This is a genomic window from Actinacidiphila guanduensis (genome assembly GCF_900103985.1).
In the GTDB taxonomy this organism is placed as follows: Bacteria; Actinomycetota; Actinomycetes; order Streptomycetales; family Streptomycetaceae; genus Actinacidiphila; species Actinacidiphila guanduensis.
Map to the genome: position 1 here is coordinate 211,728 of NZ_FNIE01000003.1, position 23,526 is coordinate 235,253.

A 23,526-nucleotide genomic window follows, 5' to 3' on the forward strand; every position below is an offset into this window, starting at 1 on the left:
ACCGGACACCGCCTGGGTCAGGCGGCGTCCTGACCGTGGGCAGTGAAGGTGACGCGTGTGTCCCCGTCGTCCAGGGCGATGTTGAGGGTGGCGTCCAGGGCTTGGGCGAGTTTGGCCAGGAGCGGAAGAGTGGGGACGGTGTCCGAGCCCTCGATGCGGGAGATCTTGGCCTGGGTGAGGCCGGCTCGTTCCGCGAGTTCGGACTGGGTGAGGCCGAGTTCCGTGCGACGGTCGTGGACGGCCTTGGCCAGAGCCATGGACATGCGGATCTCGCGGCGGGCCTCGGCGACCTCTGCGGGCTCGGTGAAGCCCTCGGCGAGCTTGCGCTCGCGCAGGGTCCTGTAACGGCTGTGGCTCATCGCTCGACCTCTCCTTCCTCGACCGTGCGGACGAACTCCTCATGAGCCGGCCCGTGCTCGGCCTCACAGATCTTCTTCGCCCGTCCGGCCCGCTCGACTTCTGCGTCCTCGCGCGTGCGCGTCTTGCGGAAGACGGTCAGCAGCACCGCGGTGCGCGCCGGCGTGAGCCAGTACGTGATCCGGATGTCCGCGCCATCCAGCGTGGGACGCAGTTCGCGGACCCCCTCGCCGAGGTGGCGGGCATACGGCTCACCCAGCGCTACGGCGTACTCCGCGAGCAGACCGACGTACTCGTCGACCTTGAGGAAGTGCTTGGCCGGCAGCGCCTGAAGCCAGTCACACACCTCGGGCTCGACTTCGATGCTGAACAGCGGGTCCACCCGCCGCACGCTATATGTCGCCGCCGACATGTTCAACTGCGCCGGCGGCCTGGCGCCGCTACGGGCGGTCCCGGCGTTCAGCCGATCGGGCCGACGTACGTGCCGGGGTGCGTCGCGCCGTCCTGCAGGAGGACCGGGCCCCAGGGCCACGCCAGGGTCACGCCCGTGGTCTCGTTCGGCGGCGTGACCGTCACCGACTTCGGGGTCCACTTGCCCTTCGGCTCGGGCAGGAAGGTGATCCGGAAATCGGTGTTGTCGCCGGGGTTGAGCGTGATGGCGCTGTAGTGGGCGCTCTGCCGGGCCAGGGACCACGTGGTGGAGCCCGCCACCAGGTCCAGGCCCGGGTAGCCGCCGATCCGGCAGGCGTGGGAGCTGCGGTTGTGCACCGAGATGCCGGTGGTCTGCTGCTGGTCCGACGTGGTGTCGGGCGCCGCGTCCCCGCCGGTCTCGAAGGAGAACGTCAGGTCCGAGGTGTGGCAGCGGGGCGTCCCCGAGGACTTGTCGGCGGGCGCGACCGGGGGCGCCGTGGTGGCCGCCGCCTGATCCTTGCCGGTGCCGCCGGCCGTGGCGTTCGTACCGTCGCTGCCGTCGCTGCCGTTGCTGCCGTTGCCGCCCGCGGAGGGCGCGGCCGTGGTCGTGCCGCTGGGCGCGCTCGTCGTGCTCGCGGGGTTCGACGCCGAGGCGTGCGACGTCCCGTCGGAGGACCCGCACGCGGAGAGCGTGAGGGCGCAGGCCGCGGTGAGGACGGCGGCGGCGACGGCGGAACGACGGTGGCTGATCGGCATGGTGACCCCTGGAAGTCCGGTGCGGTGTATCGGGCAGCCACCATCCTTTCGTCGGAGTTTCACCGAATGGTGACAGGAACTTCCTGGCCGGGCGACAGGTCGTCAGGCGGAGCGCAGCAGCCCCCGATGAGCGACGGGGGAACGCGCCGGACCAGCCGTGAACCCGGGCGTTCACCGTGGCGCGCCCTGGAGCGCGTGCCAGCACTGTCCGGCCGCCCCGCCCGCACCGCCGATACGGACGCAGATCCCTGCGCTTCCTCGCCTTGACCGGCGTCGCCCGGGCCCTCCCCCGCTACGGCGGGCTCGCCACAGGGGAGGACGTCTTACGGTTGTGTGACCCGGCGGTCCTCCGCGCCGGGCCGGGGGCGGGCGACCGGGGCAGGGCGGGTAGCGTGAGGTCCGGCCGCGGATCCGCGCGGCCGGCGCGCGCCGTGGGGCGGGTGCCGCACGAGAGCCGGGAGAAGACGACGTGACAGGCGTGTACGGCCGGATCCGCCGCAGCCGTCCGTCCCGCGGAGTGGCCATGGGCGCTGTGCTTGCGGCCCTCGGCCTGGCGCTGGCGGGATGCGGCGGCGGCACCACGGCGAACGGCAGCGGGACGGGAGACGCCGTGCCGGACGGCGCCACCGGCGACAGCGCGCTGAACCTGGCACTCCCCCACGACCTCATGACCGCGCCGCTGGTCGACTCGACCGGCCGCACGACGTCACTGGCGGCCTTCCGGGGCAAGGTCGTCGTGGTCAGCGACGTGATGACCCTGTGCCAGGAGACCTGCCCGATGGACACGGCCAATGTGGTCCAGGCCGCCGAGGCTGTCGAGAAGGCCGGGCTGGGCGACAAGGTGGAGTTCCTGAGCATCACCATCGATCCCGCCCGCGACAGCGTCGCCCAACTCGCCGCCTACCGGAACCTCTTCGCCCCCGCGCCCGCCGACTGGAAGACCCTCACCGGCAAGCCCTCCGACCTGGCCGCGCTGTGGAAGGGCCTGGGCGTGTGGAGCCAGAAGGTGGCCGAGGAGGACCCGCCGGGCAAGAACTGGCGGACCGGCGCCACCCTCACCTACGACATCGACCACAGTGACGACATCTTCGTCCTCGACGGGAACGGCCGCGAGCAGTCCCTCCTGCAGGGCGTGGCCGGCCTGGCTCCGGGCAGCCATCTGCCCAAGGACCTGGACCGTTTTCTGAACGACGACGGACGGCGCAACCTGGCACACCCCGGGGGTGACGCCTGGACACCCTCGCAGGTCCTCCAGAAGGTCGGCAGCCTTCTCCACCGCTCGATCCCGCAGTAGGCCGGCCCGGCGCGGCCGGCGGCACCGGGAACGTACCCGCCCGCCGCCGTTCCCGGATAACGGATGGTCGCACGCGGGCGTGACGCGGCAGGATGCCCCGCATGACCTTGCCCACCCCCGAACTGCACACCGCCCGCCTGCGGCTGCGGCCGTTCACCGACGCCGACGCCGCGCCGCTCTGGGCGCTGCACAGCAACGCCCAGGTGCTGCGTTACTGGGACTCCCCGCCCTGGACCGAACCGGCCCGCGCCCAGCGCTTCCTCGCGACCTGCCGGAGGATCGAGGAGGAGGGCACGGGGGCGAGGGTGGCCGTCGAGCGCGTCCGCGACGGCGCGTTCATCGGCTGGTGCGGCCTGACCCGGTGGAACCCGGACTTCCGCAGCGCGTCCCTGGGCTACCTCTTCGCCCAGGCCGCCTGGGGCCACGGGTACGCCACGGAGACCGCGCACGCCGTCCTCCGGTGGGCGTTCGACGCCCTGGACCTGAACCGCGTCCAGGCGGAGACCGACACCCGCAATGTGGCGTCCGCCCGCGTCCTGGAGAAGCTCGGCTTCGTCCGCGAAGGCACCCTCCGCGAGGACTGCGTCGTCAACGGCGAGGTCTCCGACTCCTGGGTCTTCGGCCTCCTGCGCCGCGAGTGGCACCCGACGGCCGTGCCCACGACCGGCAACTAGGACGGGTACCTGCCGGGACCCGCCCGCCGTCCGGTCCGCCACCCGGATTCCCCGGCGGGTCAGGCGGGGGATTTCATGCCGATCAGCTGCTCGGAGGCTTCCCAGACCCTGCGGGCTTCGTCCATGTCACGCAGCGGGGGCCACAGCTCCTGCTGCGCGGGAGGGCCGCCGAGGTTGCCGGGGCCGCTGGGGCCGTAGAACAGGCCGCCCTGCGCGTCCGGGCCGGTCGCGGCCAGCAGCGCGGGCAGGGCGGCGGTGTCGGGGGTGCCGAGCAGGAGGCCCATGCGGGACAGTGCGCGGATCACGCGGACCGCACCGGTGTCCTTCTGCCGTCCCATGCCGGGCTGTGCGGACAGCAGGTTCGTGGGGGACACGCCAGGGTGGGAGAGGTTGCTGGTGATGCCCCATCCCGCTGCGGCGCTGCGCGCGTCGAGTTCGCGGGCGAACAGACCGACGGCGATCTTCGACTGGCTGTAGGCCTTCCGCACGTCGTAGCCGCGCTCCCAGTTCAGGTCGTCCCAGTTGATCGCGCCGCTGCGGGCGGCGACGCTCGTCTGGTGGGTGACCCGGGCCCTGCCCTCGCGCAGGAGGGGCAGCAGCCCGAGCGTGAGGGCGAAGTGCCCGAGGTGGTTGGTGCCGAATTGCAGCTCGAATCCGTCCTTGGTGACCTGATGGCTCGGCGGGGTCATCACGCCGGCGTTGTTGATGAGGATGCCGATCGGGCGGCCCTCTTCCCTGAGCCGGTCGGTGAGGGCGGCGACCGATTCCAGCGAGGCGAGGTCGAGGGGCCGGGTGGAGATCTTCGCGCCCGGCACGCGGTCGCGGATGAGGCCGGCGGCCTTCTCGCCCTTGGCCGGGTTGCGGACCGGCATGATCACTTCCGCGCCCGCCCGGGCGAGCCGATGGGCGACGACGAAGCCGATCCCGTCGCTCCCGCCGGTGACGACGGCGAGTTTCCCGGACAGGTCGGGGATGACGATGTCGATGTTCCGAGTCATGAGCTGGCCTTTTCGTTCCGAGGCGCGATTCCGCACGCCGGTCTGTGGAATCCATGCTGGAACCCCGGCATCCGCGGATTCAGGGCCCGGCTGTCCACGGATCGCCGATCCGCGTCTCTACACCGCGGGTACCCGCGGGCGCTGCGCCGATTCCTGGACGACGACTCGTGCGGCCCCGCGGGGGGACAGCGGGAAGGGTCGCGGAAGGGGGGATCGGCAGGTCGTGGCTGCGAAGAAGCGCGGGCGGTAGGAAGGACGTATCAGCAAAGGAGGGCGTGGTGATCGATCGAGCCGGGCTGGCGGAGTTCCTGAGGAGCCGGCGGAGGGCGCTGCAACCGGAGGACGTGGGTCTTCCGCGCGGGCAGCGCCGCCGAACCGACGGGCTGCGGCGCGAGGAGGTGGCGGTTCTCTGCCATATGTCGACCGACTACTACGCGCGCCTCGAACGGGAGCGGGGACCGCGGCCGTCGGAACAGATGATCACCTCCATCGCGCAGGGCCTTCGCCTCTCGCTCGACGAGCGCGACCACCTCTTCCGCCTGGCCGGGCACAACCCGCCCACCCGCGGCGCGGGACTCGACTACGTCAGCCCCGGCATGCTCCGCATCTTCGACCGCCTCCAGGACACCCCCGCGGAGATCGTCACCGAACTCGGGGAGACGCTCCGGCAGACCGAGCTGGGTGTGGCGCTCACCGGCGACACCACCGGATTCAGCGGGCCGGAGCGCAGCAGCGGCTTCCGGTGGTTCACCGACCCCGCCGCACGCCGGATCTACGCGCCCGAGGACCACGCATTCCTCTCACGGATGTTCGCCTCGGGCCTGCGCCAGATCGCCACCCTGCGCGGCCCCGGCTCCCGTGCGGCCCACCTCGCCGACCTCCTCCTCGCCCGGAGCGAGGAGTTCCGCACGGTGTGGAACGAGCACGAGATCGGCATCACCCCCGAGGAGACGAAGCGCTTCGTCCACCCCGAGGTCGGCACCTTGGACCTGGCCTGCCAGCGTCTGGTCGACCCGGTCGAAGCCCACTCGCTGCTCGTCTACACCGCAGTTCCCGGCAGCGAGAGCTACGAGAAGCTGCAACTGCTCTCCGTCATCGGCCCCCGGCTGCACTGAGGCGTTCCGGCGGACCGAGCAGGTCCGAGCCGGGCGCCGCGGCCGTGCGCCAGGAACGGGCGGTTCACGCCGCCGCCCGCAGGCCGTCCATCAGGAGGTCCAGCAAGCGGTTCGCCCGCGCGGTGTGCTCGGGCGTGGGGGCCACGGTGAAGATGCCGATCAGGGCCGCCGCGATGTCCTCGGCCGTGACGTCCGCGCGGAGCTCGCCCGTGGTGCGGCCCGCGGCCAGGATCGTGTCGATCGCCGCGAGCAGTTCCGTGCGGGTGGCGGCATGGGCGATCTCGCCCGACTCGATCATCGCGAGCAGGGTGTCGAGCATGCCGTTCTTCGTCGCGATCCATTCCCCGAACAGGTCCGTCCAGCGGCGCAGCGCCTCGGGCGCGGGGAGCTGCGCGAGCAGTGCGCCGGCGCCCGCGGTGAGCCGCGCGACCTGGTCGCGGTAGACCGCGTCCACCAGGGACTCGCGGGTGGGGAAGTGCCGGTAGAGCGTCGCGATGCCGACTCCGGCCTCCCGGGCGATCGCCCGCATCGACGGCTCGGTGTCGGCCGACGCGAAGACCCGGGTCGCCACTTCCAGGAGCTGCGTGCGATTGCGGGTCGCGTCCGCCCGCTGCCCGCGCGCGCCTGACTCCACCAAAACGGATCACGCTCCGATTGTGTTACGGTGCCCCTGATAAACGGATCATAGTCCGTTTCCGCTTCGCTTCGCACGGCGCCGGCCCCCGTACGGCCCCGCCCCTCGTACGACGTCCCCGAGGAGACGCATGAGCACGCAGGAAACCACGGCATCCACCAGCAGGGCGGTCGTGTTCGAGTCGTTCGGCGGCCCCGAGGCCCTCACCGTCCGCGACGTGCCCGCGCCGCAGGCCGGCCCGGGGCAGATCCGGGTGCGCGTCACCGCGGCCGGGCTCAACCCGATGGACTGGTACATGACCTCCGACGCCGCCACCGCCGCCCGGTTCGGCCTGGACCTGCCGTGCGGCTTCGGCACCGATTACGCGGGTGTGGTGGACCAGGTCGGCGACGGTGTGGCCGGGTTCGCGGCCGGCGACCGGGTGTTCGGCGGCGCCCTCTCCCGCGCCGTCGCCGACCATGTGCTGATCGACCTCGCGGGCACCATCGCGGCCGGCGGTGACGCGCACCGCACCCCCGACGGCGTCGACGACCGCACCGCCGCCACCCTCACCATCGCGGGGTGCACGGCCGCCGCCGCCCTCGCCGTCGTCAGCCCCGGCCCGGACGACACCGTGCTCATCGGCGCCGCGGGCGGCGGCGTCGGCGTGTTCGCCGTCCAGCTCGCCCGCCTCGCCGGCGCCCGGGTGATCGGGACCGGATCGGCGGCCTCGGCCGACGCCCTGCGCGGCCTCGGGGCCGAGCCGGTCACCTACGGCGAGGGCCTCGCCGACCGGGTGCGCGCCCTGGCCCCCGGCGGTGTCACCGCGGCGATCGACCTGTACGGGACGGAGACGGTGCAGGCCGCGCGGGAACTCGGGGTTCCGGACGCGCGCATCACCACCATCGCCGCCCAGATCGACGGCATCACCCCGGCGAACGGCGCCGACGCGGCCCCCGGCACCCTGGAGGAGATCGCCGGCCTGGTCGCGGCGGGACGGCTGCGCGTCCCCATCGCGGCGACCTTCCCGGTCGAGCAGATCCGCATCGCGGTGGAGCTCCAGGCCGGCCGGCACGTCCACGGCAAGGTCGTCATCGACCTGTAGCCGTCGTTCACCGAACCGGCTGTCCGACCCGCACGGCGTGGGCGGCGGGCAACTCCGCTCCGGCGAGCGGACGTTCACGGACGGGGCAGGGCTGGCCGTTCGCGGGCCGGTGGCCTTCCGAACGGGCCTCCCGGCCGTGGGAGTTCGGCACCGCAGGCATCCGCGTCGCGCTGCCGTACCAACGTCACGTCCCGCAGTGCGAGCGGCCCACCGCGCCCCCATGCAAGCTCCAGCGGCAGAGGCGGCCGCGTCGGCCGGAGCGAGGGTGGAACACCCGCGACAGGTGAACCCGCGAACCCCCACCGCCGCGCCATGACCGAACGAGCGCCGCGCGCCGGTCCCCTCGGTGCCGCAGCCGATCGCTGGCTGCGGCACTGCCGCTCCCCCGCCGGGTGGGCGCCCCTATGCTGCGCCCTTGGCTGCTTCGCGCAGGTGCGGCACCCCGCTCTCCTGCAGCGTGCCGTCCTGCTGCTCGAACTGCGAGAGGGCGAGCCCGAGGCCGAAGAACGTCGGCGCCCATTCACCGACGAAGATGCCCCACCGGTCGGCACGGGCCAGATCCTGCCCGGGTTCTGCCTTCAGGCTGCCGATCCAGCTGACCACGGACAGACCGATACTGCCGAAGGCGGCGAGGTAGGCATGCTCGCTGCGAAATCCCAGGTCGTGCAGCTTCTTGATGATCACCGCTGGCTCCTTTCCCGATTTCCTCGAAGCCGTGCCCGTCTCGGGTGACCCCGAAGCCGCCTCTCACACCGGCCGGCGCGCAGTTTCCCGCCCGGTCGCGCCCGCCCGGGAACCGTACGAGCCCGTGGTGACCGCCCACGGGCACAGTCACGCCTCGCCCATCACGAGGCCCTCGATGGTGTGCTTCTGCTCCACCGGCGTGAGCGTGTCCACCACGGCGCAGTGCAGGTGGTCGCGGACGGACGCGGGCAGCTTCCGCCATGCCTCGTGGGTGACGGCCATGTCGTGGTGCGCGTCGTTGCCCGCCCCGGGCGCGTCGACGCCGAGGACGAGGACCGGGCGGGCTGTCGTCGACCGATTGGCGGTGCCCCGGTGGACGGCGAGCGCGGACCGCACGGAGATGTCGCCACGGCGCGGATACTTCCGCACGGCGCGCGCGGCGTAGCGGGGGAAGGAGGAGCGCGGTGGGAACATCGCGTGGTCGAAGTCGTCGCCGCGCTCCCACTGGGTGCCCGGGGCGATCTCGAAGGGGCCCATGTCCTCCGCGGTGTCCACCGCGGTTACGTTGAACGCCAGCGAGGTCAGCCTGCGCTCCCGCCAGGTCGGCTCGGGCGAGGGGAAGTCGCGGTGCCAGGGCTGGTCGACGGCACCCGGCAGGGGGATGTCGAAGCCCAGTTCCACGATGCGGTACTGCGGGCCGAGCACCGCCGCGCAGACCGCGCGCACCCATGGGTGCCCGGCGAGGTCGGCGAAGCCGCGCATCTGCTCGGGGTGGATCTCGACGTAGTACCGGTGGGGGCCCCGGCCGACCGCGCCGCGCGGGCGCCGCCGTGCCTCGGCGAAGGCGGTCTCGATGTCCTCGCGCAGGGCGTCGGCCCATTCCGGGGGGAAGGCGCCGCGCAGTGCGGTGATGCCGTCGCCGTACAGGGCCTGGACGGCGGTGGCCGGGTCGGGAGCGGGTGACACAGGGCCTCCTCAAGGGGTTCGGGTGGGGTTCCCTGCCAGTTTTGCCACGAAGCATGCAACGTTGCAATAGGCGCGGCACACCTGCCGTCGTGCGATGATCCCGGTGCGCAGGAGTGGCCCTGGCGGTGGGAAGGGGTGGCGGGGTGGCCGCGAGGCTCAAGGATGTGGCCGAGCGGGCCGGCGTCTCGGTGCGCACCGTCTCGAACGTGGTGAGCAACGCCCCGGCCGTCGCCCCGGACACCCGCGCCCGCGTGCGGCGCGCCATCGACGAACTCGGGTACCGGCCGAACCTGGCCGCCCGCAACCTCCGCCAGGGCCGCACCGGCCTGATCGGTCTGGCGATCCCCGAGATCCACTCCCCCTATTTCGGGGAGCTGGCCGGGCTGCTCGTCGAGGCCGCCCGGGAGCGCGGATGGACCCTGCTCATCGAGCAGACCGCCGGTTCGGCCGAGCGGGAGCTGGAGTTCCTGTCCGGGAGGGCCAGCAACACCCTGGACGGCATGGCGATCAGCCCCTGGGCGATCGGCACCGAGCAACTGCGCCGCCACACCGGCGGTACGCCGCTGGTGGTCCTCGGCGAGAGCGACCCGCAGGGGGCAGCCGACCACGTGGTGATCGACAATGTGGCGGCGGCCCGCGAAATGACCTCCCACCTGCTGGAGAGCGGCCGTACGAGGGTGGCTGCCGTGGGCTCGCAGCCGCACCTCGGCAACGGGACCGCGGCCCTGCGGCTGCGGGGCATGCACGAGGCACTGGCCGCGGCCGGCCGTACGATCGACCCCGCGCTGGAGGTGCCCGTCGCCTCGCTGCACCGCGAGGAGGGGCGCCGGGCCATGGGCCGGCTGCTGGATCACGGCAGCCCGCCGGACGCGGTGTTCTGTTTCAGCGACGAACTGGCCCTCGGCGCGGTGTACGAGGCGAAGCGGCGCGGGCTCGACGTGCCGGGGGACGTCGCGGTCGCCGGCTTCGACGACATCGAGGACGGCCGCTACGCGACACCCGGGCTCACCACGATCTCCCCGCGCAAGGACCAGATCGCGGCGAGCACCCTGCAGTGCCTGGCCGACCGCGTCTACGGGCGCCTGGACCACTTGCCCGCCCGGCGGATCACCGTGCCCCACCGCCTGGTGGTCCGCGAGAGCACAGGCCGCTGAAGCGGCACGGCGGGCTCCCGCCACTGTCCACGCACGTACGCGCCCGCCCTCAGCCCCCGTCGGCCGTGCGGCCCGCCCGCATCCGGTCGACTCTCCGCGTCGGCAGGCCCGGGAGGTCGGCGGCCGGGGCCGGGAGGCCGTAGAGGGCGTAGAGGCGGCGGCGGATCGGCTCCACGGGGTACTCCTCGCCGTAGACGGCCGTCTTGAAGATGACGCCCTCCAACACGCTGCGCAACAGCACCTCTTCGACGGCCGGGTCGGCCGCGCCCCGCGCCGCGAACAGTTCGCGCAGGCCGTCCTCCAGGGCGGCGACGCGCTCCTCCTGGCGTGACTCGGCGGCGGCGAAGCGCGGGTGCGTGGCGGGGCTGACGACCAGGCTCAGCGTCATGCGCTGCACCGGGACGGTCAGGGCCGCCGCCGTCAGGACGCCGTCGATGATCGCGGCCAGCCGCTCGTCCGGGGTGCCGGTGACGGCGAGGATGCCGGAGACCTCGTCCAGGTAGCGGTCCAGCAGCTCGTCCACGAGGTCCTGCTTGCCGGGGAAGTAGTACGTGAGCAGGCCGCGCGAGACGCCCGCCCGCGCGGTGATCTCCGAGATGGTGGCCGCGTGGTAGCCCTTCTCCGCGAAGACCTCCAGAGCGGCGAGGAGGATCCGCTCGCGCGAGCGCGCCCGCATCTCCTCGTTGGCCTTCGCCGATCGTGGCGACATGCCGCCCCCTCAGTACGCGTCCCCGCTGCCGTGCCGGACGGACCTCGTCCGGCAGCCGCTCCATTGTCGCCTGCAGCTCCCGGGCACTGCGCCGCAGGTCGCCCGGGCCATCGCGCCCGCCCGGCACACCGGGTGAACCGCCGTTGCGGCAGGGCCTGTTGAGCGGTTGGGCATTTTCATTGGCTAGCTGTACAGTCAACGCCGTCGTCCGCGCCGCGCCCTCGTACGAAGGGCAAGCCGCCGCGGACCGAACCCACCCATGCCCTGCATCACTTGACTCGGCGTCACATCGAACGTGAGGAACGCACAGTGGCGAGCAAGGAAGAAATCAAGGCGGCGCTGCACGCGGCCTTCGACGCGGCCGTCCCCGATGGAGCGCAGTACACGAAGGTGTACGCCTCGGACATGAAGCAGCGGAACTACATCGTGTTCCGCACGACCACCGTCTACAACTACGCGGTGGGGTTCCGGCCGGGCAGCACCGACCTGGTGATCCTGCCGGTGGACGAGGACAAGGGCCGGATCGTGCCGGGCACCCCGGTGGTGATCACCGACGCCAACCGCGGCCCGGTCAAGAAGCGCGACCTTCAGGGCCGGTTCCACGTCTCGACCACGGAGGGGCAGAAGTTCCGGCTGGTCGTCATCCCGTCGGTACCGAAGATCGCCGCGGGCTTCTACCAGCTGCCGGTCGAACAGCGCAGTGAGTACGAGGAGTTCCAGGCGGTCAAGGAACTCATATGCGCCTGAACTCGGCCGGGCCCGTGCGGTAGGGGCGCTCTGCTGGCGAGGGCGGCGGGGCCGTTGCCCGCAGGGGCCCCGCCCGAAGCCCGCGTGCAACGGCCGCGGCCGCGCGTACCCGGTGGCGCGCGGCCAGTTCGCCGAGGACGGGGGTCCACAGCCGCCAGGTGTGCCGGAAGCCGTGGAGCAGCAGCACGGCAGGGCCCTGCCCGGCGACCGCGACGTCGAGTTCGGTGCCGCCCGCGGTGACGCGGCGCAACTCCGCGGCGGCGGGCCGGGTTCGTCCACTACCGCCTCACCCCCCTCGGCCTCTCCCTGGAATCCGCCCTGTCCACGGTCCGCACTTGGGCCGAAACCCACATGCACGAGGTGGACGAGGCCAACGAGGCACACCGGCGGCAGCAGCCCCGGCCCTGAGCCCACGACCCACGCCGCCGGACCACCGCGCGGCCTCGGCACCCGCCGTACTCGCCCGCAGGCGAACAGATGGGGAACGGTCGGCAAAGGATCTTCACGCCGCACAGCCGACTGCTAGCGTCACCGCACAGTTGTTCGTACGTACGAGGGTGGGGATCGTGAAACGTGCACGAATACGTCCGTTCGGCATGCCCGCGAAGCGGTACCGAAAGGGTCTCGCGGCGCTCGCCGCAGGCGTGTTGCTGGCGGTCCTGCCGGTGACCGCGGCAAGCGCCCAGGGGACGGGAAATCCCGACGCGGCCGAGCCCGCGGTGCCGACCGAGCAGGGCCTGGTGGTGGGGATCGCGCCGGTGTGCGCCACGGACAGCACCGCACCCGCGGTCATCAGGGATGCGACACCCGATCTGACCGCGAGGGTGCACGTCGTCAGTGAAGGCCCCCGGGGCGCCGAACTGCGCGCCCACTTCGACCTCCAGGTCCGCGACCCGCAAGGCACATGGACCGAGGTGCAGAGCGTCACCAACCCGGCCACCGGTTACATCACCGACGGCACACACACGACGGAGACCGTCCCCGAAGCCCTCGCCGAGGGCACGCTGTACCGCCTCGCGGCATCCACCTGGTCGTACACCTCCGACGGCACCCGCCACCTCTCCTCGCCCAGCACCGCGAGCACGACCGGCTGGTGCTACTACAGAGTGGACACCATCGCACCGCTCCCGCCGAAGGTGACCTTCGGCACCCCGTACACCGATTGTTCGGCCAACGACTGCGCAGCGCACGGGGGTCCCGGCGTCCCCGGCACCGTCACCTTCTCGCCCGGCGACGGCGACACCGATGTGGTCGGGTACGAATATCAGCTCGACTCCGGTCCGTTCGTCCAGGTGACGGGCTCCCCCGCGACCGTGGACATCACCCCGCAGGTCTACGGGTCGGTGCTGCTGCACGTGCGCGCACGGGACAGCGTCGGCTACGGGGGCCTCACGCAGAGCCAGTTCATGGTCTCCCCGCCGGCCACCTCCGTCGGCCTCTGGCACTTCGCCGACGGGCAGGCCGGGGACACCGCCACCCCGGCCGCCGACAGCGCGACCGGCGCGGGCGACCGGCACCCGGCCGCCCTTTCCGCGAGCGGCGCGGACCGGAGCGCACAGGGCCGACGTGGCGACGGCGACAGCGCGCTGGCCCTGGACGGCAGCACCGGGTACGCGGCGACCAGCGGCCAAGTGGTCGACCCCTCGGCCTCGTTCGCCGTCTCCGCCTGGGCACGGCCCGCGGACCTGGCCCAGGACCGCACCCTGGTCTCCCAGAGCGGCAGCGACGGCTCGGGCTTCGCGCTGCGGTACTCGGCCGCCGACCGGGCCTGGCAGTTCGCGTACTCCTGGACCCAGGACGGCACACGGCACACCGCTTTCGCCGAGGCGTCCGCGGGCCCGGTCGGCGTGTGGACCCAGCTCGCCGGTTCCTACGACGCGGCCGCCCGCACCCTCACCCTCTTCGTCAACGGCCTGCCGCAGGGATCGCCGGTGACCCTCCCGGCCGGAGCCGCCGCCCAAGCCGCCTCCGGCGACCTGGAGTTCGGCCGCGCGGCCGGCGACGACGGTTCGTACGGCGGCTACTGGCACGGCTCCCTCGACGAGGTGCAGGTCTGGCAGCGCACCCTGTCCGCGTCGCAGGAACTCGAGGACGCCCAGCTGATCGGCGCCGACGGGCAGCCGGGCGTGGCGAAGGTGGTCGACTGGAACGCGGCCGGCGCGAGCGGCACCGCCCTCGCCGACGGCAGCGGTTACGGCCACGACCTGACCCTCGACGGCGGCGCCCGGCTCGACGGCACCGACCTGGTGCTGGACGGCAGCGACGGCGCGGCCACGACGCCGGGACCGGTGGTGGACGACACCGGGTCCTTCACCGTCACGGCCCTGGTGCAGCCCGACATGGCGGCGCTCGCCGACAAGCCCGACGGATGGGTCGGCCAGGTCGTCGGTGAGCGCTCGGCGGACGGCTCGGCCTGGGGCCTGTGGTACCAACTCGCCGGTCACGAGGACGTCCCCGACCCGAACGGCGGCGACGACCTCTCCTACCCGCTGACCAATTGGGTCTTCGGGCGGGTCAACGCCGACGGCACGATCTCCGGCGCCCGCTCCGAGGTGACCGTGTGGACCCCTGACGTCCAGAACACCCCGGTCCGGGTGACGGGCGTCTTCGACGCCCAGGCCGGCACCGCCTCGGTCTTCTTCCACGGCTCCCCCGACAGCAGTGTGCCCTTCACCGCGGTCCGCGGCTCGGGCGACCTGGCGGTCGGCAGGGGCTACGTGGGCGGGTCCTGGGGCTCGTACCTGCCCGGCCGCGTCACTTCCGTCAGCCTGTGGGCGGGCGCGATGAACGCCTCGCAGGTCTTCGAACTGATCGGGGACTGATCGGCGGCTGGTCGGAGACCGGCACGGGCCGGGCGGACCCGAACGCAGAACCGCGAGGGGCCTGGTGGACGTGTCCGCCCGGCCCCTTCGCCATGCCGCCATCGCGCGGCCGGCGCGCTTTCGGTCAGGCGGGGAGGGGGCCGTGGCGGTCGATGATGCGGCCGGTGCCCGCGGAAGGGGGTTCCGTGGCCAGGAGGACGATCGCGTCCGTGCCCTCCTCGACCGTCTGGGTGCCGCTGTGGGCGTTCAGGTCGGTGGCCGTGTAGCCGGGGTCCGCCGCGTTGACCCGCACGTCGGGGAGGGACTTGGCGTACTGGGTGGTGAGCATGGTGACCGCGGCCTTCGAGGCCGGGTAGAGGGGGGCGTGGACCGTGGACTCCACGCGCTGCGGGTCGTGGGTCAGGGCCTGGGAGCCCAGGCCGCTGGTGACATTGACGATGCGGGGGCCGCCGGGGTCCTGCGAGCGGCGCAGCAGCGGCAGGAAGGCGTGGATGACGCGGACCACGCCGACCGTGTTGGTCGCGAAGACCTCCGTCGCGTCCGCGCCCGTCAGCTCCTCGGCCGGGGCGTGGGTGCCGACGATGCCCGCGTTGTTGATCAGCACGTCGAGGCTGCCCTCGTGGGCCAGGACATCGGCCGCGGCGGCGGCCACCGACGCATCGTCGGTGACGTCCAGCTGCACGAAGCGCGCGCCCAGCTTCTCGGCGGCGGCCCGGCCGCGCCCGGCGTCGCGCGCGCCGATGACGACGGTGTGGCCGAGGTCGAGCAGCCGCCGGGCGGTCTCGTAGCCCAGGCCCTTGTTGGCTCCGGTGATCAGTGTGGTGGTCATGGCACCGAGCCTGCGCCGCCGCGGGCCCCGCTGCCAGGGACGCCCCGCCGGTAGGAACCGCAGTACCACCCTCCAAGGCGGCGCCGCGGCCGCCTCCCGGCCACACTGGAGGGGTGAGCACCGACGAGCTGGGCCTGGGCGCGACCATCCGCGCCTGGCGCGACCGGATCTCCCCCGAGGCCGTCGGGCGCCCGGCCGGCCACGGCCGCCGCGCGCCCGGGCTGCGCCGCGAGGACCTCGCCGACCTGGCGGGCGTCTCGGTGGACTACGTGGTCCGCCTGGAGCAGGGCCGCGCCGCCCACCCCTCGGCCCAGGTCGTCGCGGCGCTGGCCCGCGCGCTCCAGCTGACCGTCCAGGAGCGCGACCACCTCTACCGGCTGTCCGGCCTGCAGCCACCCGGGCCCGGTGTCATCGGCGAGCACATCCCGCCGGGCATGCAGCGCGTACTCGCCCGGCTCGGCGACGCCCCGACCGCCGTCTTCGCCGCGGACTGGCGGCTGATCCGGTGGAACCACGCCTGGGCCGCGGCGCTGGGCGACCCGAGCACGGTGCCGCCCGAGGAGCGCAATTTCGTCCGGGTCCGCTTCCCCGTCCCGGGCGAGCACGCCCGCATCAGTGCCTGGCCGGTCGACTCCACCTCGCAGGAGGCCACCGACCGCGCCGTCGTCGCCGACCTGCGCCGGGCCTCGGGCCGCTACCCGCACGATCCCCGGCTCGCCCACCTCATCCGCCGCAGCATCGACGGCAACCCCCGCTTCGCCCGCTTCTGGCACGAGGGCGCCGTGGGCAGCCACGCGGAGGACCGCAAGACCATCCGGCACCCCTCGGTGGGCGACATCGACGTCGACTGCGACGTCCTGGTGGACACCGCCACCGATCTCAAGATCGTGGTCCACACGGCCCGCCCGGGCACCGAAGCGGCCTCCCGTCTGGCCCTGGCCACCGTCACCTCCACCCCGGCCGACGCCTGACCCGCACCCCCGCGGAGGGGCACCCCGGCCGACGCCTGACCCGCACCCCGAGGAGGGGCACAGCAGCCGCGGCAGGGCCGCTGTCACACCCCCCGACTAGCGTTCTTCCCATCGCCCCGGACGACCCGAGGCACCGTCAGGAACCTTTGCGCGCACCGCGCTTCCGCCCTCCGCACCCCTCCATGGAGGAGACACCCATGTCCGCCACCGCCTCCGCAGCCGTCACCACCTATCTGGAGCTCTCCGAGGACGGCGGCGGCTCGCACAAGTTCTACGAAGTGGTGCGCGACGGGCTGCAGGTGACGGTCACCTATGGGCGGATCGGCGAGCAGGGGCAGACGCGGACGACGGCGTACGCCACCGCGCAGCAGGCCGAGGCCGAGGCGGCGAAGAAGATCGGCGCGAAGGTCCGCAAGGGGTACGCGCCCGCCGTCCGCGGGGTCCGCCAACGTCGCGCGGTGACGCGCCGGCAGATCGTCAGCCGGCGCTCGACCGCCGAACAGGCGCCGCTGCTGTGGCGGTTCCGCTCCGGCGCCCCCGCCTTCGGCGTCTTCGTGGACGACGACCGCGTCTGGGTCGGCAACCAGGCGGGCGACGTGTTCACCCTCGCCCACGGCGGCGCCGTCACCGGCCGGTTCGGCCTGCCGGACGGCGTGAAGTGCATCGTGGCCGACGACTTCTGGATCTACGCCGGCTGCGACGACGGCCGGGTGTACGACCTGAGCGGCAAGGTCCCGCACGTCGCCTACGAGATAGCCGAGGACGTCGACATCTTCTGGCTGGACATCGACGACGGCGTGCTCGGCGTCTCCGACGCCCGCGGCGGGGTGACCACGGTGGACCACGAGGACGAGTTCCAGTGGCGCCGCAACGGCCCGGGCACCCACGCCTGGATGGTGCGGTGCGACGACGACGGCGTCTACCACGGCGACTCGCACGGCGTGGCGATGTACGCCCGCGACGGTGTCCCGCGCTGGAGCACCCCGACGCAGGGCGGCGTGCTCTTCGGCTGGCAGGAGCCGGAGGAGGTGTTCGCGGGCACCGCGCGCGGCTGGGTGCACCGCCTGGCGAAGTCCGACGGCTCCGAGCGCGCCCGCTACCGCTGCGACTCGGCCGTCTTCTCGTGCGCCACCTCGCCGGACGGCCGCTACGTCTTCGCCGGCGACAACCACTCCTCGGTGTACTGCTTCGCCGCCGACGGCACCCGCCTGTGGAAGCTGGCGACCGGTTGCGGCTCGGCGTACTCCATGCAGTACCACGACGGGCGGCTCTACCTGGTGACCACCGACGGCTCGCTGGCCTGCCTGGACGCCGGCGAGCAGGCGGTCAGCGAGGCCCGCGCGGGCCGGCTGCCGCAGACCGCGGACATCAAGGCGACCGGCTGGGAGCGGGTGGAGCCGGCCCGGGTGGTGGGGACGGTGGCGGCGGTGGACGTCTCGGCGCCGGGCGGTGTGGTCGTGGAGTGCTACCAGGAGGGGTCCCGCACCCGGGTCCGGGTGGTCTCGCCGGGGTACGAGCCGGCCTGGCACGTGCAGTTCCCGAAGGACATCCGCACACCGGGCGCCCGCTACCTGGTCACCGAGCTGCGCCCGGCCGCGCACGGCGGCTTCTACCGCGCCCGCGGCGACATCAGGCGCCTGGGCTGAGCCCGCACGCGGGCGGCCGGGCCGGGAAGGAGAACCCCGGCCCGGCCGCCCGCTGCCGTCACGGCAGGCACAACAGCCACGTCAGTGCGGCACGTGCGGTGCGGACGACGAGGCGCGCCCCTCTACGGCACGCGCCTCGCCCGCGTCAGTACGAGAATCGCTCCAGCCCCGTCCCCCAGGCGTTCACCACCCATCCGGTCCGGGTCGCCGGGTCGAGGAAGAGCCCTTGCCGGCCGGTGAAGTCGAAGTTGGAGCCGGCGACGGTGGAGTCCACGAGGTCGGCCACCGGGTGGCGGGCCAGCACGGTGCCGGTCGCCGGGTCGAGCACCGTGATCTCGCTCATCGCGTTGTTGTCGGTCTCGACCCCGTTCTCGTACAGGGCCGCCTCCACGGCGACCCGGTGGGTGGTGTCCAGGGCCGGCCAGACCGGGCCGCGGGTGCCGGTGTCGGCCGTCCCCGCGGCGGTGAGCGTCTTCTGGTCGGCGGTCAGCCAGGTGCTGGTGGGGAAGGTGCCGCTCTCGGCGTCGGGCTGGGCGGCGCCGACGACCCCGTACAGCTTGTCGCCCTTGCCGTCCGGCAGCAGCGCCGAGACGCACAGCGGCAAGGACGCGACGGGGGTGACGGTGCCGGCGGTGATGTCGGCGCCCACGGCGCCGTAGGGGACGCGGCCGGACAGGCACGGGCCCATGGTGCCCCCGGTGGCGACGAACGCCTCACCGGTGGAGGCGTCCACCGAGACGCTGTTGTAGGAGCGGTAGAGGTTGTGCGGGTTGAGCGCCAGCGGCGTGCCGACCTTTCCGGTGGTCATGTCGACCGGCCACAGGCGGCTGAGTCCGCTGTCGGGCTCGTAGGTGGTGACCAGGCCGCGGTGGCGGGCGGCGTCCACCGTGCCGCCCTCCAGGTAGCCGCTGCCGGAGATGAGGTCGGACAGCGCGGTGACCTTCACCGCCTTGCCGGTGGCGGGGTCCTCCACGTCGATCGCGGCCGTGGAGCCGGCGAACGGGGTGTGGATGACGAGGGCATGGCCGCTGGCCGGGTCGGCGCCGAGCACCTCCTGCATGGTCTGCCCGTCGGTGGACTCGGCGAAGGAGCCGCCCGCGGTGCCGGTGGCCAGGTCGTAGCCGGTGGTCGCCGAGCGGTCCAGGTGGTACAGCTCGCTGCCGCCGACGTAGGTGAAGGCGTCGGTGGAGATCAGCGCCTTGCCGCCGGAGACGGTGAAGCTCTCGACGGTGCCGGTCAGCTGGTCGCCGTCGCGGTACTGCAGGAAGGACGTCGGGGAGGCCTGGCCGACCGGCGAGCCGTGCCGGGTGGCGAGCACCCGCACCGGGTACTGCAGCCCGGTCGGCAGCTTGAGGGCGGCGAGGTCGAGCACGGTGCGGCCCTTCACCGCGGGCAGCGGCACGGTGAGGGTGGAGGCGTGGTTGAAGCCGTCGTCGTCGCGGCGGCTGCCGTTCTGGTTGGTGGCGGTGTTCAGCGAGCCGTAGAGCGTCGGCCCGGGGGACATCACCTCGAACTCGGCGCCGTCCGCGCCGGGCACCCCGCTCGCGTCCCAGCTCACCGTCGCCTTGGGCGCGCCGCGGGCGGTGTCGGCGGCGTGCGCGGCGGTGTAGCCGGCGGTGGTCAGCAGCGGGGCGGCCGGGCGCTGGTCGGCGGCGGGGCCGATCCGCAGGGCGCGGAAGTCGCCGTAGACGGGGAGCACCCCGGCGAGGTCGGCCTGCTCGATGCCGACGCCGTAGAGTCCGGCGCCGCCCGCGGTGAAGGCGGCGGCGGGGATCGTCACGGTGCCCTTGGTGGCGGTGAGCGGGGCGGACCACTGGACGTTGAAGTCGTCCACGCCCGCGCTCGGCGTGTAGTGGCCGACGGAGGAGAGCACCAGGCGGGGGCTGTCCACGCCACGGACGCCGGTCAGGTCGTAGGAGACCGTGACGGGCCGGCCGAGCGGGGTGGCGCCGGGAGCCGCCGGGGCGAGCGCCTGGGCGTAGGTACCGTCGTCGGCGAGGAAGGTCAGCTTCTGCGACAGCTGCCCGACGACCTTGCCGCCGCGCAGCGCCTGGAAGGTGACGGGAACGGAGCGGGCGGTGCCGGAGGCGAGCGGCAGGCCGGCCGCGCCCAGGATCTGCGCGGGCGTCAGGCGCAGGCTGGGCTGCTCGGTGGTGAAGGTCGCGCCGCCGACCCGGACCCGGTAGGTCAGGCCGCTGCGGTCGCCGGTCATGTCCAGGCCGAGGGTGATCGGCGAGACGGCGTTCTGGCCGGAGGGCGTGCCGTTGGCGTCGGCGGGCCCGGACAGGTCGATCGCCGCGGGGTCGGTGGACTCGGTGAAGGCGGTGCCGGAGCTCGTGGGCAGCAGCTGCCGCTGGGCGACGGAGAGCCGGACGGGCTGCGGCGCGATGCGGTAGCGCTTGGCGAGGACCTTCTCCACGGCGGCGGTGACGTCGAGTTGGGTGCCCATGGTCAGCGGCTGGTCGGCCTGCGGGGGCTGGGCGATCGGGTTGCCGGTGGACACCAGCAGGTCGCGGACCTGGCGCGGGGTCAGGCTCTGGTGGGTGGCCTGGGCCGCCTGGAGCACGTCGGCGACGGCGGCGGCGATCTCGGGGGCCGAGGCGGAGGTGCCGCCGTTGAGCACGACTTCGACGTCCTGGGCGCTGCACGGGCTGGAGGTGCACACGTGCATCAGGGACGGCAGGTCGTCGCCGGGGGCGGCGAGGTCGACGCGGGTGCCGAAGCCGGAGGAGTAGGCGGCCGAGCCGTTGTAGCGGGTCGTCGGGTAGACGCCCTGCCGGGTGTCGGCGGAGGTCAGCGTGTCGTCGGTGGTGGTGGCGCCGGCCGCGATGACGCCGCTGTCGACCACCTGGGAGGGCGTGGTGGTGGGCTCGACGTCGTCGATGCCGGTCTGGGCGCCCGCCTTGGCGGTGGTGTCGGTGGGGGTGCTGCCGCCGTCGGGGCCGACGGAGACGGGCAGGGCGAGCCGGGTGCCGTCGTTGGAGGAGACGACCACGGCGATGCCGGACTTCACTATGGACGTCAGGGTGGCCCGGATGGTCGGGTCGTCCTCCAGGTAGCGGCCGGGGAAGCCGATCTCCTCGTCGGTGCCGAACCCGAGGCTGGCGGTGATGACGCTCGGCCGCGGCTTCTGGTTCGCGGCGGCCTTCAGCGCGGCGGCGATGCCCTCGTAGCTGGCCTCCTGCGGCACCACCAGGCGGTACTGGGCGCCGGGCGCGATACCGAGCAGGTCGGTGGCGCCGCTGCCGGTGGCGCCGGGGCGCTGCCGGTCGTGCGGGAGCGGGGCCATCATCGAGAAGTCGAGCAGGACCTCGCCGAGGCTGGGGTCCTGGCCCTCGACGGAGCCGAGCGGGTCCAGCGTGCCATCGTCGGAGGCGGTGTAGGTGGGGATGAGCGGCATGGAGGGCTCGTCGAGGTAGCGCTGCCCGTTCTCGACGACGGTGGTGGGGCCGTACTCGCGCACGTAGTCGTCGCCGCTGTCGGCCATCGACTGGTCGGTGAGGTCGCCGATGGAGACGTTGGTGACGATCTGGCCGGCGCCGGGCAGGGCGTGCAGGTAGGTGGCGGCGTCGGCGAAGGCGCCGGCGGCGTCCACACCCTGGGCGTTGAGGTAGGACTGGAAGGACGTGCTCAGGCCGTCGTTGGCGGGCAGGCCGGTGGTCGCGGCGGGCGCGGGCGCCTGGCGCGCGTCCTGCCGCAGCGCCGCCTTGGCGGGGGTGGGCAGCTTCACCGGGCCCGTGTTCATCGGCTGGACGGGGGCGGCCTGCCGGGCGGCCACGCTGCTGTGGGCGCCGAGGGTGTACGGGGCCGCGTGGGTGGCCTGGGCGCGGGCGGTGATCGCGGTGGTGGAGGGGGCCAGGGTGGCGCCGAGCCCGGTGCGGCCGGCCGAGCGCGGCACGGGGAAGGCGCGGGTGCGGCCCTGGGGGTCGGTGAGGGTGCCGGTGCCGTCGCCGGACCAGGTCACCTTCGAGCCGTCGGCGAGGGTGAGGGTGTGCGTCGCGGGCGTGGTGGACGCCGGGGTCCTCGCGGGGGCGGTGCTCGCGCCGGCGGGGGCGGCGACGGCGGGGCCTGCCGCCACGAGGGGGACCAGCAGGGCCAGCGCGGCGGCTGCCCCTCTGACATGTCGGTGCATCAACGTGCTCCTAGCGCGGTGGACTTGGGGGCGGGCGGTGCTCCGTGCGGGTCCGTCTGCGTGGGGGGAGCTCGTGCCGGTCCGTGCCGTCGCGAACGCCGGGGAAAGGAGGGTGGGCGCGGTGGTGTACCGGTGTCGTGCGGCGGAAGGATGCTGATCACCTTGCGGCGGGTGTGCCCCCGGGGACAAGGGAATGCGGATGCGGCTGGGCGCAGTTGCGCTTAGGCGCGACGCGGGAGCAGGCCGCCGGGCGGGAGTTGGCACCGTGATGTCCCGAAGTGGCCGTTTCGCCGGCCCCGGCGGCGGCCGTGGGAACGCTCCCCCGCCGAACGGGCGTGCGGGGCACGCGGGTTACGATCGCAGCACTCCCACCGGTGAACGACAGCAGGGGGCGCCCGATGGCCGCGGAGCCGCAGATCCCGCAGGTGCCGCAGGTCCCCTGGAGCGGGCTCGGCCTGCCGCCGCTGGCCGGGCGGCTGCTGGAGTACCTGGTCGGGCACCCGGAGACGGCCCCCGCCGAGGCCGCCGCCGCGCTCGGCACGTCGACGGCCGCCGCGGGGCGGGCCCTTCGGCTGCTGGAGGCCGAACTCCTCGCGGTACGGGTCAGCGGCCGCGCCGCGCGCTGGAGCGCCAGCCCGCCGCGCCCGGCGCTGGGCACCCTGCTCGCGCGGCGGCGCGAGGAGCTGGCGACGCTGGAGCGGCACGCCGAGCAGCTGCACGAGGTGCACATCTCGGTGAGCAACCACCGTTTCGCCTCGGACCAGTTCGAGATCCTCGACACCGAGGAGCAGGTCACCGCGCGCTACGCCCATCTGCTGCGGGCGGCCCGGCACGAGGTGCTGCACCTGGTGATGCCGCCCTATGTGGCGGCGGTGGACGGGGTGCCGGACCGGCTGGCGGTGCAGGCGGCCGCGATCCGCGCGGGGGTGCGCTTCCGGTCGGTGTACGACAGCGACACCCTCACCGACGAGGTGTCGCTGGGAACGGCCCGGCGCGGCGTGGAGATCGGCGGCCAGGTGCGGCTGTCCAGCGGGCTGCCGATGAAGCTGGTGCTGTTCGACGGCACCACGGCGATCATGCCGCTGCGCCGGGACGACGCGGCGGCCGGCTCGCTGCTGGTGCACTCCCCGACGCTGCTCCATGTGCTCGCGGCGCTCTTCGAGAGCCTGTGGGAGCACGGCGTGCCCTGGGGCCAGGAGGCCCGGCCGCAGCCGCCGGCGCCCGCGGCGGACGCCCCGAACCCGCGGGCCCGCGAGGTGCTGCGGCTGCTCTCGCTCGGCATGAAGCAGGAGACGATCGCCCGCACCCTGGGGGTCAGCCGCCGCACCGTGCAGAAGGACGTCAGCGACATCGGCACGGCGCTGGGCGCGCGCAACCGCTTCCAGATTGCGCTGCTGGCCCAGGAGCGCGGCTGGCTCACCCCGGGCCGCTGACCGTTTGTCACCGGCTTCCGGCAGTCGTCCTGGCTAGGGCGTGTCTGACAAATCCCGCCTGGGCTGCCGGGCGGACGCCGCTATTTGTCAGACACGCCCTAGGATCTGCC

General features: G+C 73.6%; 20 protein-coding genes and 2 pseudogenes. 11 read left to right on the forward strand and 11 right to left on the reverse strand.

The genetic code is table 11. From position 1 onward, the window contains the following. Positions 1–17: 17 nt before the first annotated feature. From BLR33_RS07225 to BLR33_RS07235, 3 genes are all read right to left on the reverse strand, one after another. Positions 18–359, reverse strand: coding sequence for a helix-turn-helix transcriptional regulator (locus BLR33_RS07225; RefSeq protein WP_093783445.1), 342 nt, complete (start codon positions 357–359; stop codon positions 18–20). Next, on the reverse strand, positions 356–739 hold the full coding sequence (locus BLR33_RS07230; protein WP_093783779.1) for a type II toxin-antitoxin system RelE/ParE family toxin: 384 nt from the start codon (positions 737–739) through the stop codon (positions 356–358). The genes BLR33_RS07225 and BLR33_RS07230 overlap by 4 nt, the downstream gene beginning before the upstream one ends. 77 nt (positions 740–816) lie before the next feature. Further along, a complete protein-coding gene (locus tag BLR33_RS07235) occupies positions 817–1,524 on the reverse strand; it encodes a DUF4232 domain-containing protein (RefSeq protein WP_093783446.1) in 708 nt (235 codons plus the stop codon). Positions 1,525–2,047: 523 nt separating this feature from the next. Here BLR33_RS07235 and BLR33_RS07240 point away from each other — a divergent pair. Next, positions 2,048–2,818, forward strand: coding sequence for an SCO family protein (locus BLR33_RS07240; RefSeq protein WP_093783447.1), 771 nt, complete (start codon positions 2,048–2,050; stop codon positions 2,816–2,818). A gap of 101 nt (positions 2,819–2,919) precedes the next feature. Then, the gene (locus BLR33_RS07245; RefSeq protein ID WP_093783448.1) at positions 2,920–3,492 is read left to right on the forward strand and encodes a GNAT family N-acetyltransferase; all 573 of its coding nucleotides are present in this window, start codon (positions 2,920–2,922) and stop codon (positions 3,490–3,492) included. Positions 3,493–3,551: 59 nt separating this feature from the next. Here the strand turns inward: BLR33_RS07245 and BLR33_RS07250 are convergent, their stop codons facing one another. Beyond that, positions 3,552–4,490 carry an SDR family oxidoreductase gene (locus BLR33_RS07250; protein ID WP_093783449.1) on the reverse strand — a complete coding sequence of 313 codons (939 nt, stop codon included), beginning with the start codon at positions 4,488–4,490 and terminating at the stop codon, positions 3,552–3,554. A gap of 275 nt (positions 4,491–4,765) precedes the next feature. Between BLR33_RS07250 and BLR33_RS07255 the strand changes: the two genes are divergently transcribed. Then, positions 4,766–5,605, forward strand: coding sequence for a helix-turn-helix transcriptional regulator (locus tag BLR33_RS07255; protein WP_218136621.1), 840 nt, complete (start codon positions 4,766–4,768; stop codon positions 5,603–5,605). A 64-nt stretch (positions 5,606–5,669) separates the two neighbouring features. On the opposite strand, the gene BLR33_RS07260 is transcribed toward BLR33_RS07255, so the two are convergent. Further along, the gene (locus tag BLR33_RS07260; RefSeq protein ID WP_093783450.1) at positions 5,670–6,242 is read right to left on the reverse strand and encodes a TetR/AcrR family transcriptional regulator; all 573 of its coding nucleotides are present in this window, start codon (positions 6,240–6,242) and stop codon (positions 5,670–5,672) included. A 127-nt stretch (positions 6,243–6,369) separates the two neighbouring features. On the opposite strand from BLR33_RS07260, the gene BLR33_RS07265 reads away from it, so the two are divergent. Continuing rightward, positions 6,370–7,323, forward strand: coding sequence for an NADP-dependent oxidoreductase (locus BLR33_RS07265; RefSeq protein WP_093783451.1), 954 nt, complete (start codon positions 6,370–6,372; stop codon positions 7,321–7,323). A 402-nt stretch (positions 7,324–7,725) separates the two neighbouring features. Here BLR33_RS07265 and BLR33_RS07270 read toward each other — a convergent pair whose 3' ends face one another. After that, complete coding sequence (locus BLR33_RS07270; protein WP_176930172.1) at positions 7,726–8,007, reverse strand: hypothetical protein; 282 nt, start codon at positions 8,005–8,007, stop codon at positions 7,726–7,728. Positions 8,008–8,154: 147 nt separating this feature from the next. Beyond that, complete coding sequence (locus tag BLR33_RS07275) at positions 8,155–8,973, reverse strand: phytanoyl-CoA dioxygenase family protein (RefSeq protein ID WP_093783452.1); 819 nt, start codon at positions 8,971–8,973, stop codon at positions 8,155–8,157. Between the two features lie 143 nt (positions 8,974–9,116). On the opposite strand from BLR33_RS07275, the gene BLR33_RS07280 reads away from it, so the two are divergent. Further along, positions 9,117–10,127, forward strand: coding sequence for a LacI family DNA-binding transcriptional regulator (locus BLR33_RS07280; protein ID WP_093783453.1), 1,011 nt, complete (start codon positions 9,117–9,119; stop codon positions 10,125–10,127). A gap of 49 nt (positions 10,128–10,176) precedes the next feature. Here the strand turns inward: BLR33_RS07280 and BLR33_RS07285 are convergent, their stop codons facing one another. Next, entirely contained in the window at positions 10,177–10,836 is a 660-nt protein-coding gene (locus BLR33_RS07285; RefSeq protein ID WP_093783454.1) for a TetR/AcrR family transcriptional regulator, read from the reverse strand. Between the two features lie 309 nt (positions 10,837–11,145). Here BLR33_RS07285 and BLR33_RS07290 point away from each other — a divergent pair, with 309 nt between their 5' ends. Then, entirely contained in the window at positions 11,146–11,583 is a 438-nt protein-coding gene (locus BLR33_RS07290) for a hypothetical protein (protein WP_093783455.1), read from the forward strand. A gap of 100 nt (positions 11,584–11,683) precedes the next feature. Here the strand turns inward: BLR33_RS07290 and BLR33_RS34210 are convergent. Beyond that, a pseudogene (locus BLR33_RS34210) lies at positions 11,684–11,833 on the reverse strand (alpha/beta hydrolase); the annotation flags it as partial. A gap of 23 nt (positions 11,834–11,856) precedes the next feature. Between BLR33_RS34210 and BLR33_RS35940 the strand changes: the two are divergent. Together BLR33_RS35940 and BLR33_RS07305 are read left to right on the forward strand one after the other, a co-directional pair. Then, positions 11,857–11,991 (forward strand): annotated as a pseudogene (locus tag BLR33_RS35940) (winged helix-turn-helix transcriptional regulator); the annotation flags it as partial. A 188-nt stretch (positions 11,992–12,179) separates the two neighbouring features. Continuing rightward, positions 12,180–14,405 (forward strand): LamG domain-containing protein, encoded by a 2,226-nt coding sequence (locus BLR33_RS07305; RefSeq protein ID WP_093783457.1) that lies wholly within the window; start codon positions 12,180–12,182, stop codon positions 14,403–14,405. 124 nt (positions 14,406–14,529) lie between these two features. On the opposite strand, the gene BLR33_RS07310 is transcribed toward BLR33_RS07305, so the two are convergent. Further along, positions 14,530–15,234, reverse strand: coding sequence for an SDR family NAD(P)-dependent oxidoreductase (locus BLR33_RS07310; RefSeq protein ID WP_093783458.1), 705 nt, complete (start codon positions 15,232–15,234; stop codon positions 14,530–14,532). A gap of 113 nt (positions 15,235–15,347) precedes the next feature. Between BLR33_RS07310 and BLR33_RS07315 the strand changes: the two genes are divergently transcribed. Both BLR33_RS07315 and BLR33_RS07320 read left to right on the forward strand, forming a co-directional pair. Then, entirely contained in the window at positions 15,348–16,205 is an 858-nt protein-coding gene (locus BLR33_RS07315; RefSeq protein ID WP_093783459.1) for a helix-turn-helix domain-containing protein, read from the forward strand. 197 nt (positions 16,206–16,402) lie between these two features. Further along, entirely contained in the window at positions 16,403–17,851 is a 1,449-nt protein-coding gene (locus tag BLR33_RS07320; protein WP_093783460.1) for a WGR domain-containing protein, read from the forward strand. A gap of 145 nt (positions 17,852–17,996) precedes the next feature. Here BLR33_RS07320 and BLR33_RS07325 read toward each other — a convergent pair whose 3' ends face one another. Beyond that, positions 17,997–21,983 carry a S8 family serine peptidase gene (locus BLR33_RS07325; RefSeq protein WP_093783461.1) on the reverse strand — a complete coding sequence of 1,329 codons (3,987 nt, stop codon included), beginning with the start codon at positions 21,981–21,983 and terminating at the stop codon, positions 17,997–17,999. Positions 21,984–22,357: 374 nt separating this feature from the next. Between BLR33_RS07325 and BLR33_RS07330 the strand changes: the two genes are divergently transcribed. Beyond that, positions 22,358–23,416, forward strand: a complete 1,059-nt coding sequence (locus BLR33_RS07330; protein WP_245771232.1) for a helix-turn-helix transcriptional regulator — start codon at positions 22,358–22,360, stop codon at positions 23,414–23,416. Positions 23,417–23,526: the final 110 nt, after the last annotated feature.

Coding starts and splice junctions, on each gene's coding strand:
- BLR33_RS07225 (WP_093783445.1), bottom strand. CDS start 359: ATGAGCCACAGCCGTTACAGGACCCTGCGCGAGCGCAAGCTCGCCGAG.
- BLR33_RS07235 (WP_093783446.1), bottom strand. CDS start 1,524: ATGCCGATCAGCCACCGTCGTTCCGCCGTCGCCGCCGCCGTCCTCACC.
- BLR33_RS07240 (WP_093783447.1), top strand. CDS start 2,048: ATGGGCGCTGTGCTTGCGGCCCTCGGCCTGGCGCTGGCGGGATGCGGC.
- BLR33_RS07245 (WP_093783448.1), top strand. CDS start 2,920: ATGACCTTGCCCACCCCCGAACTGCACACCGCCCGCCTGCGGCTGCGG.
- BLR33_RS07250 (WP_093783449.1), bottom strand. CDS start 4,490: ATGACTCGGAACATCGACATCGTCATCCCCGACCTGTCCGGGAAACTC.
- BLR33_RS07265 (WP_093783451.1), top strand. CDS start 6,370: ATGAGCACGCAGGAAACCACGGCATCCACCAGCAGGGCGGTCGTGTTC.
- BLR33_RS07285 (WP_093783454.1), bottom strand. CDS start 10,836: ATGTCGCCACGATCGGCGAAGGCCAACGAGGAGATGCGGGCGCGCTCG.
- BLR33_RS07305 (WP_093783457.1), top strand. CDS start 12,180: ATGCCCGCGAAGCGGTACCGAAAGGGTCTCGCGGCGCTCGCCGCAGGC.
- BLR33_RS07310 (WP_093783458.1), bottom strand. CDS start 15,234: ATGACCACCACACTGATCACCGGAGCCAACAAGGGCCTGGGCTACGAG.
- BLR33_RS07320 (WP_093783460.1), top strand. CDS start 16,403: ATGTCCGCCACCGCCTCCGCAGCCGTCACCACCTATCTGGAGCTCTCC.
- BLR33_RS07325 (WP_093783461.1), bottom strand. CDS start 21,983: ATGCACCGACATGTCAGAGGGGCAGCCGCCGCGCTGGCCCTGCTGGTC.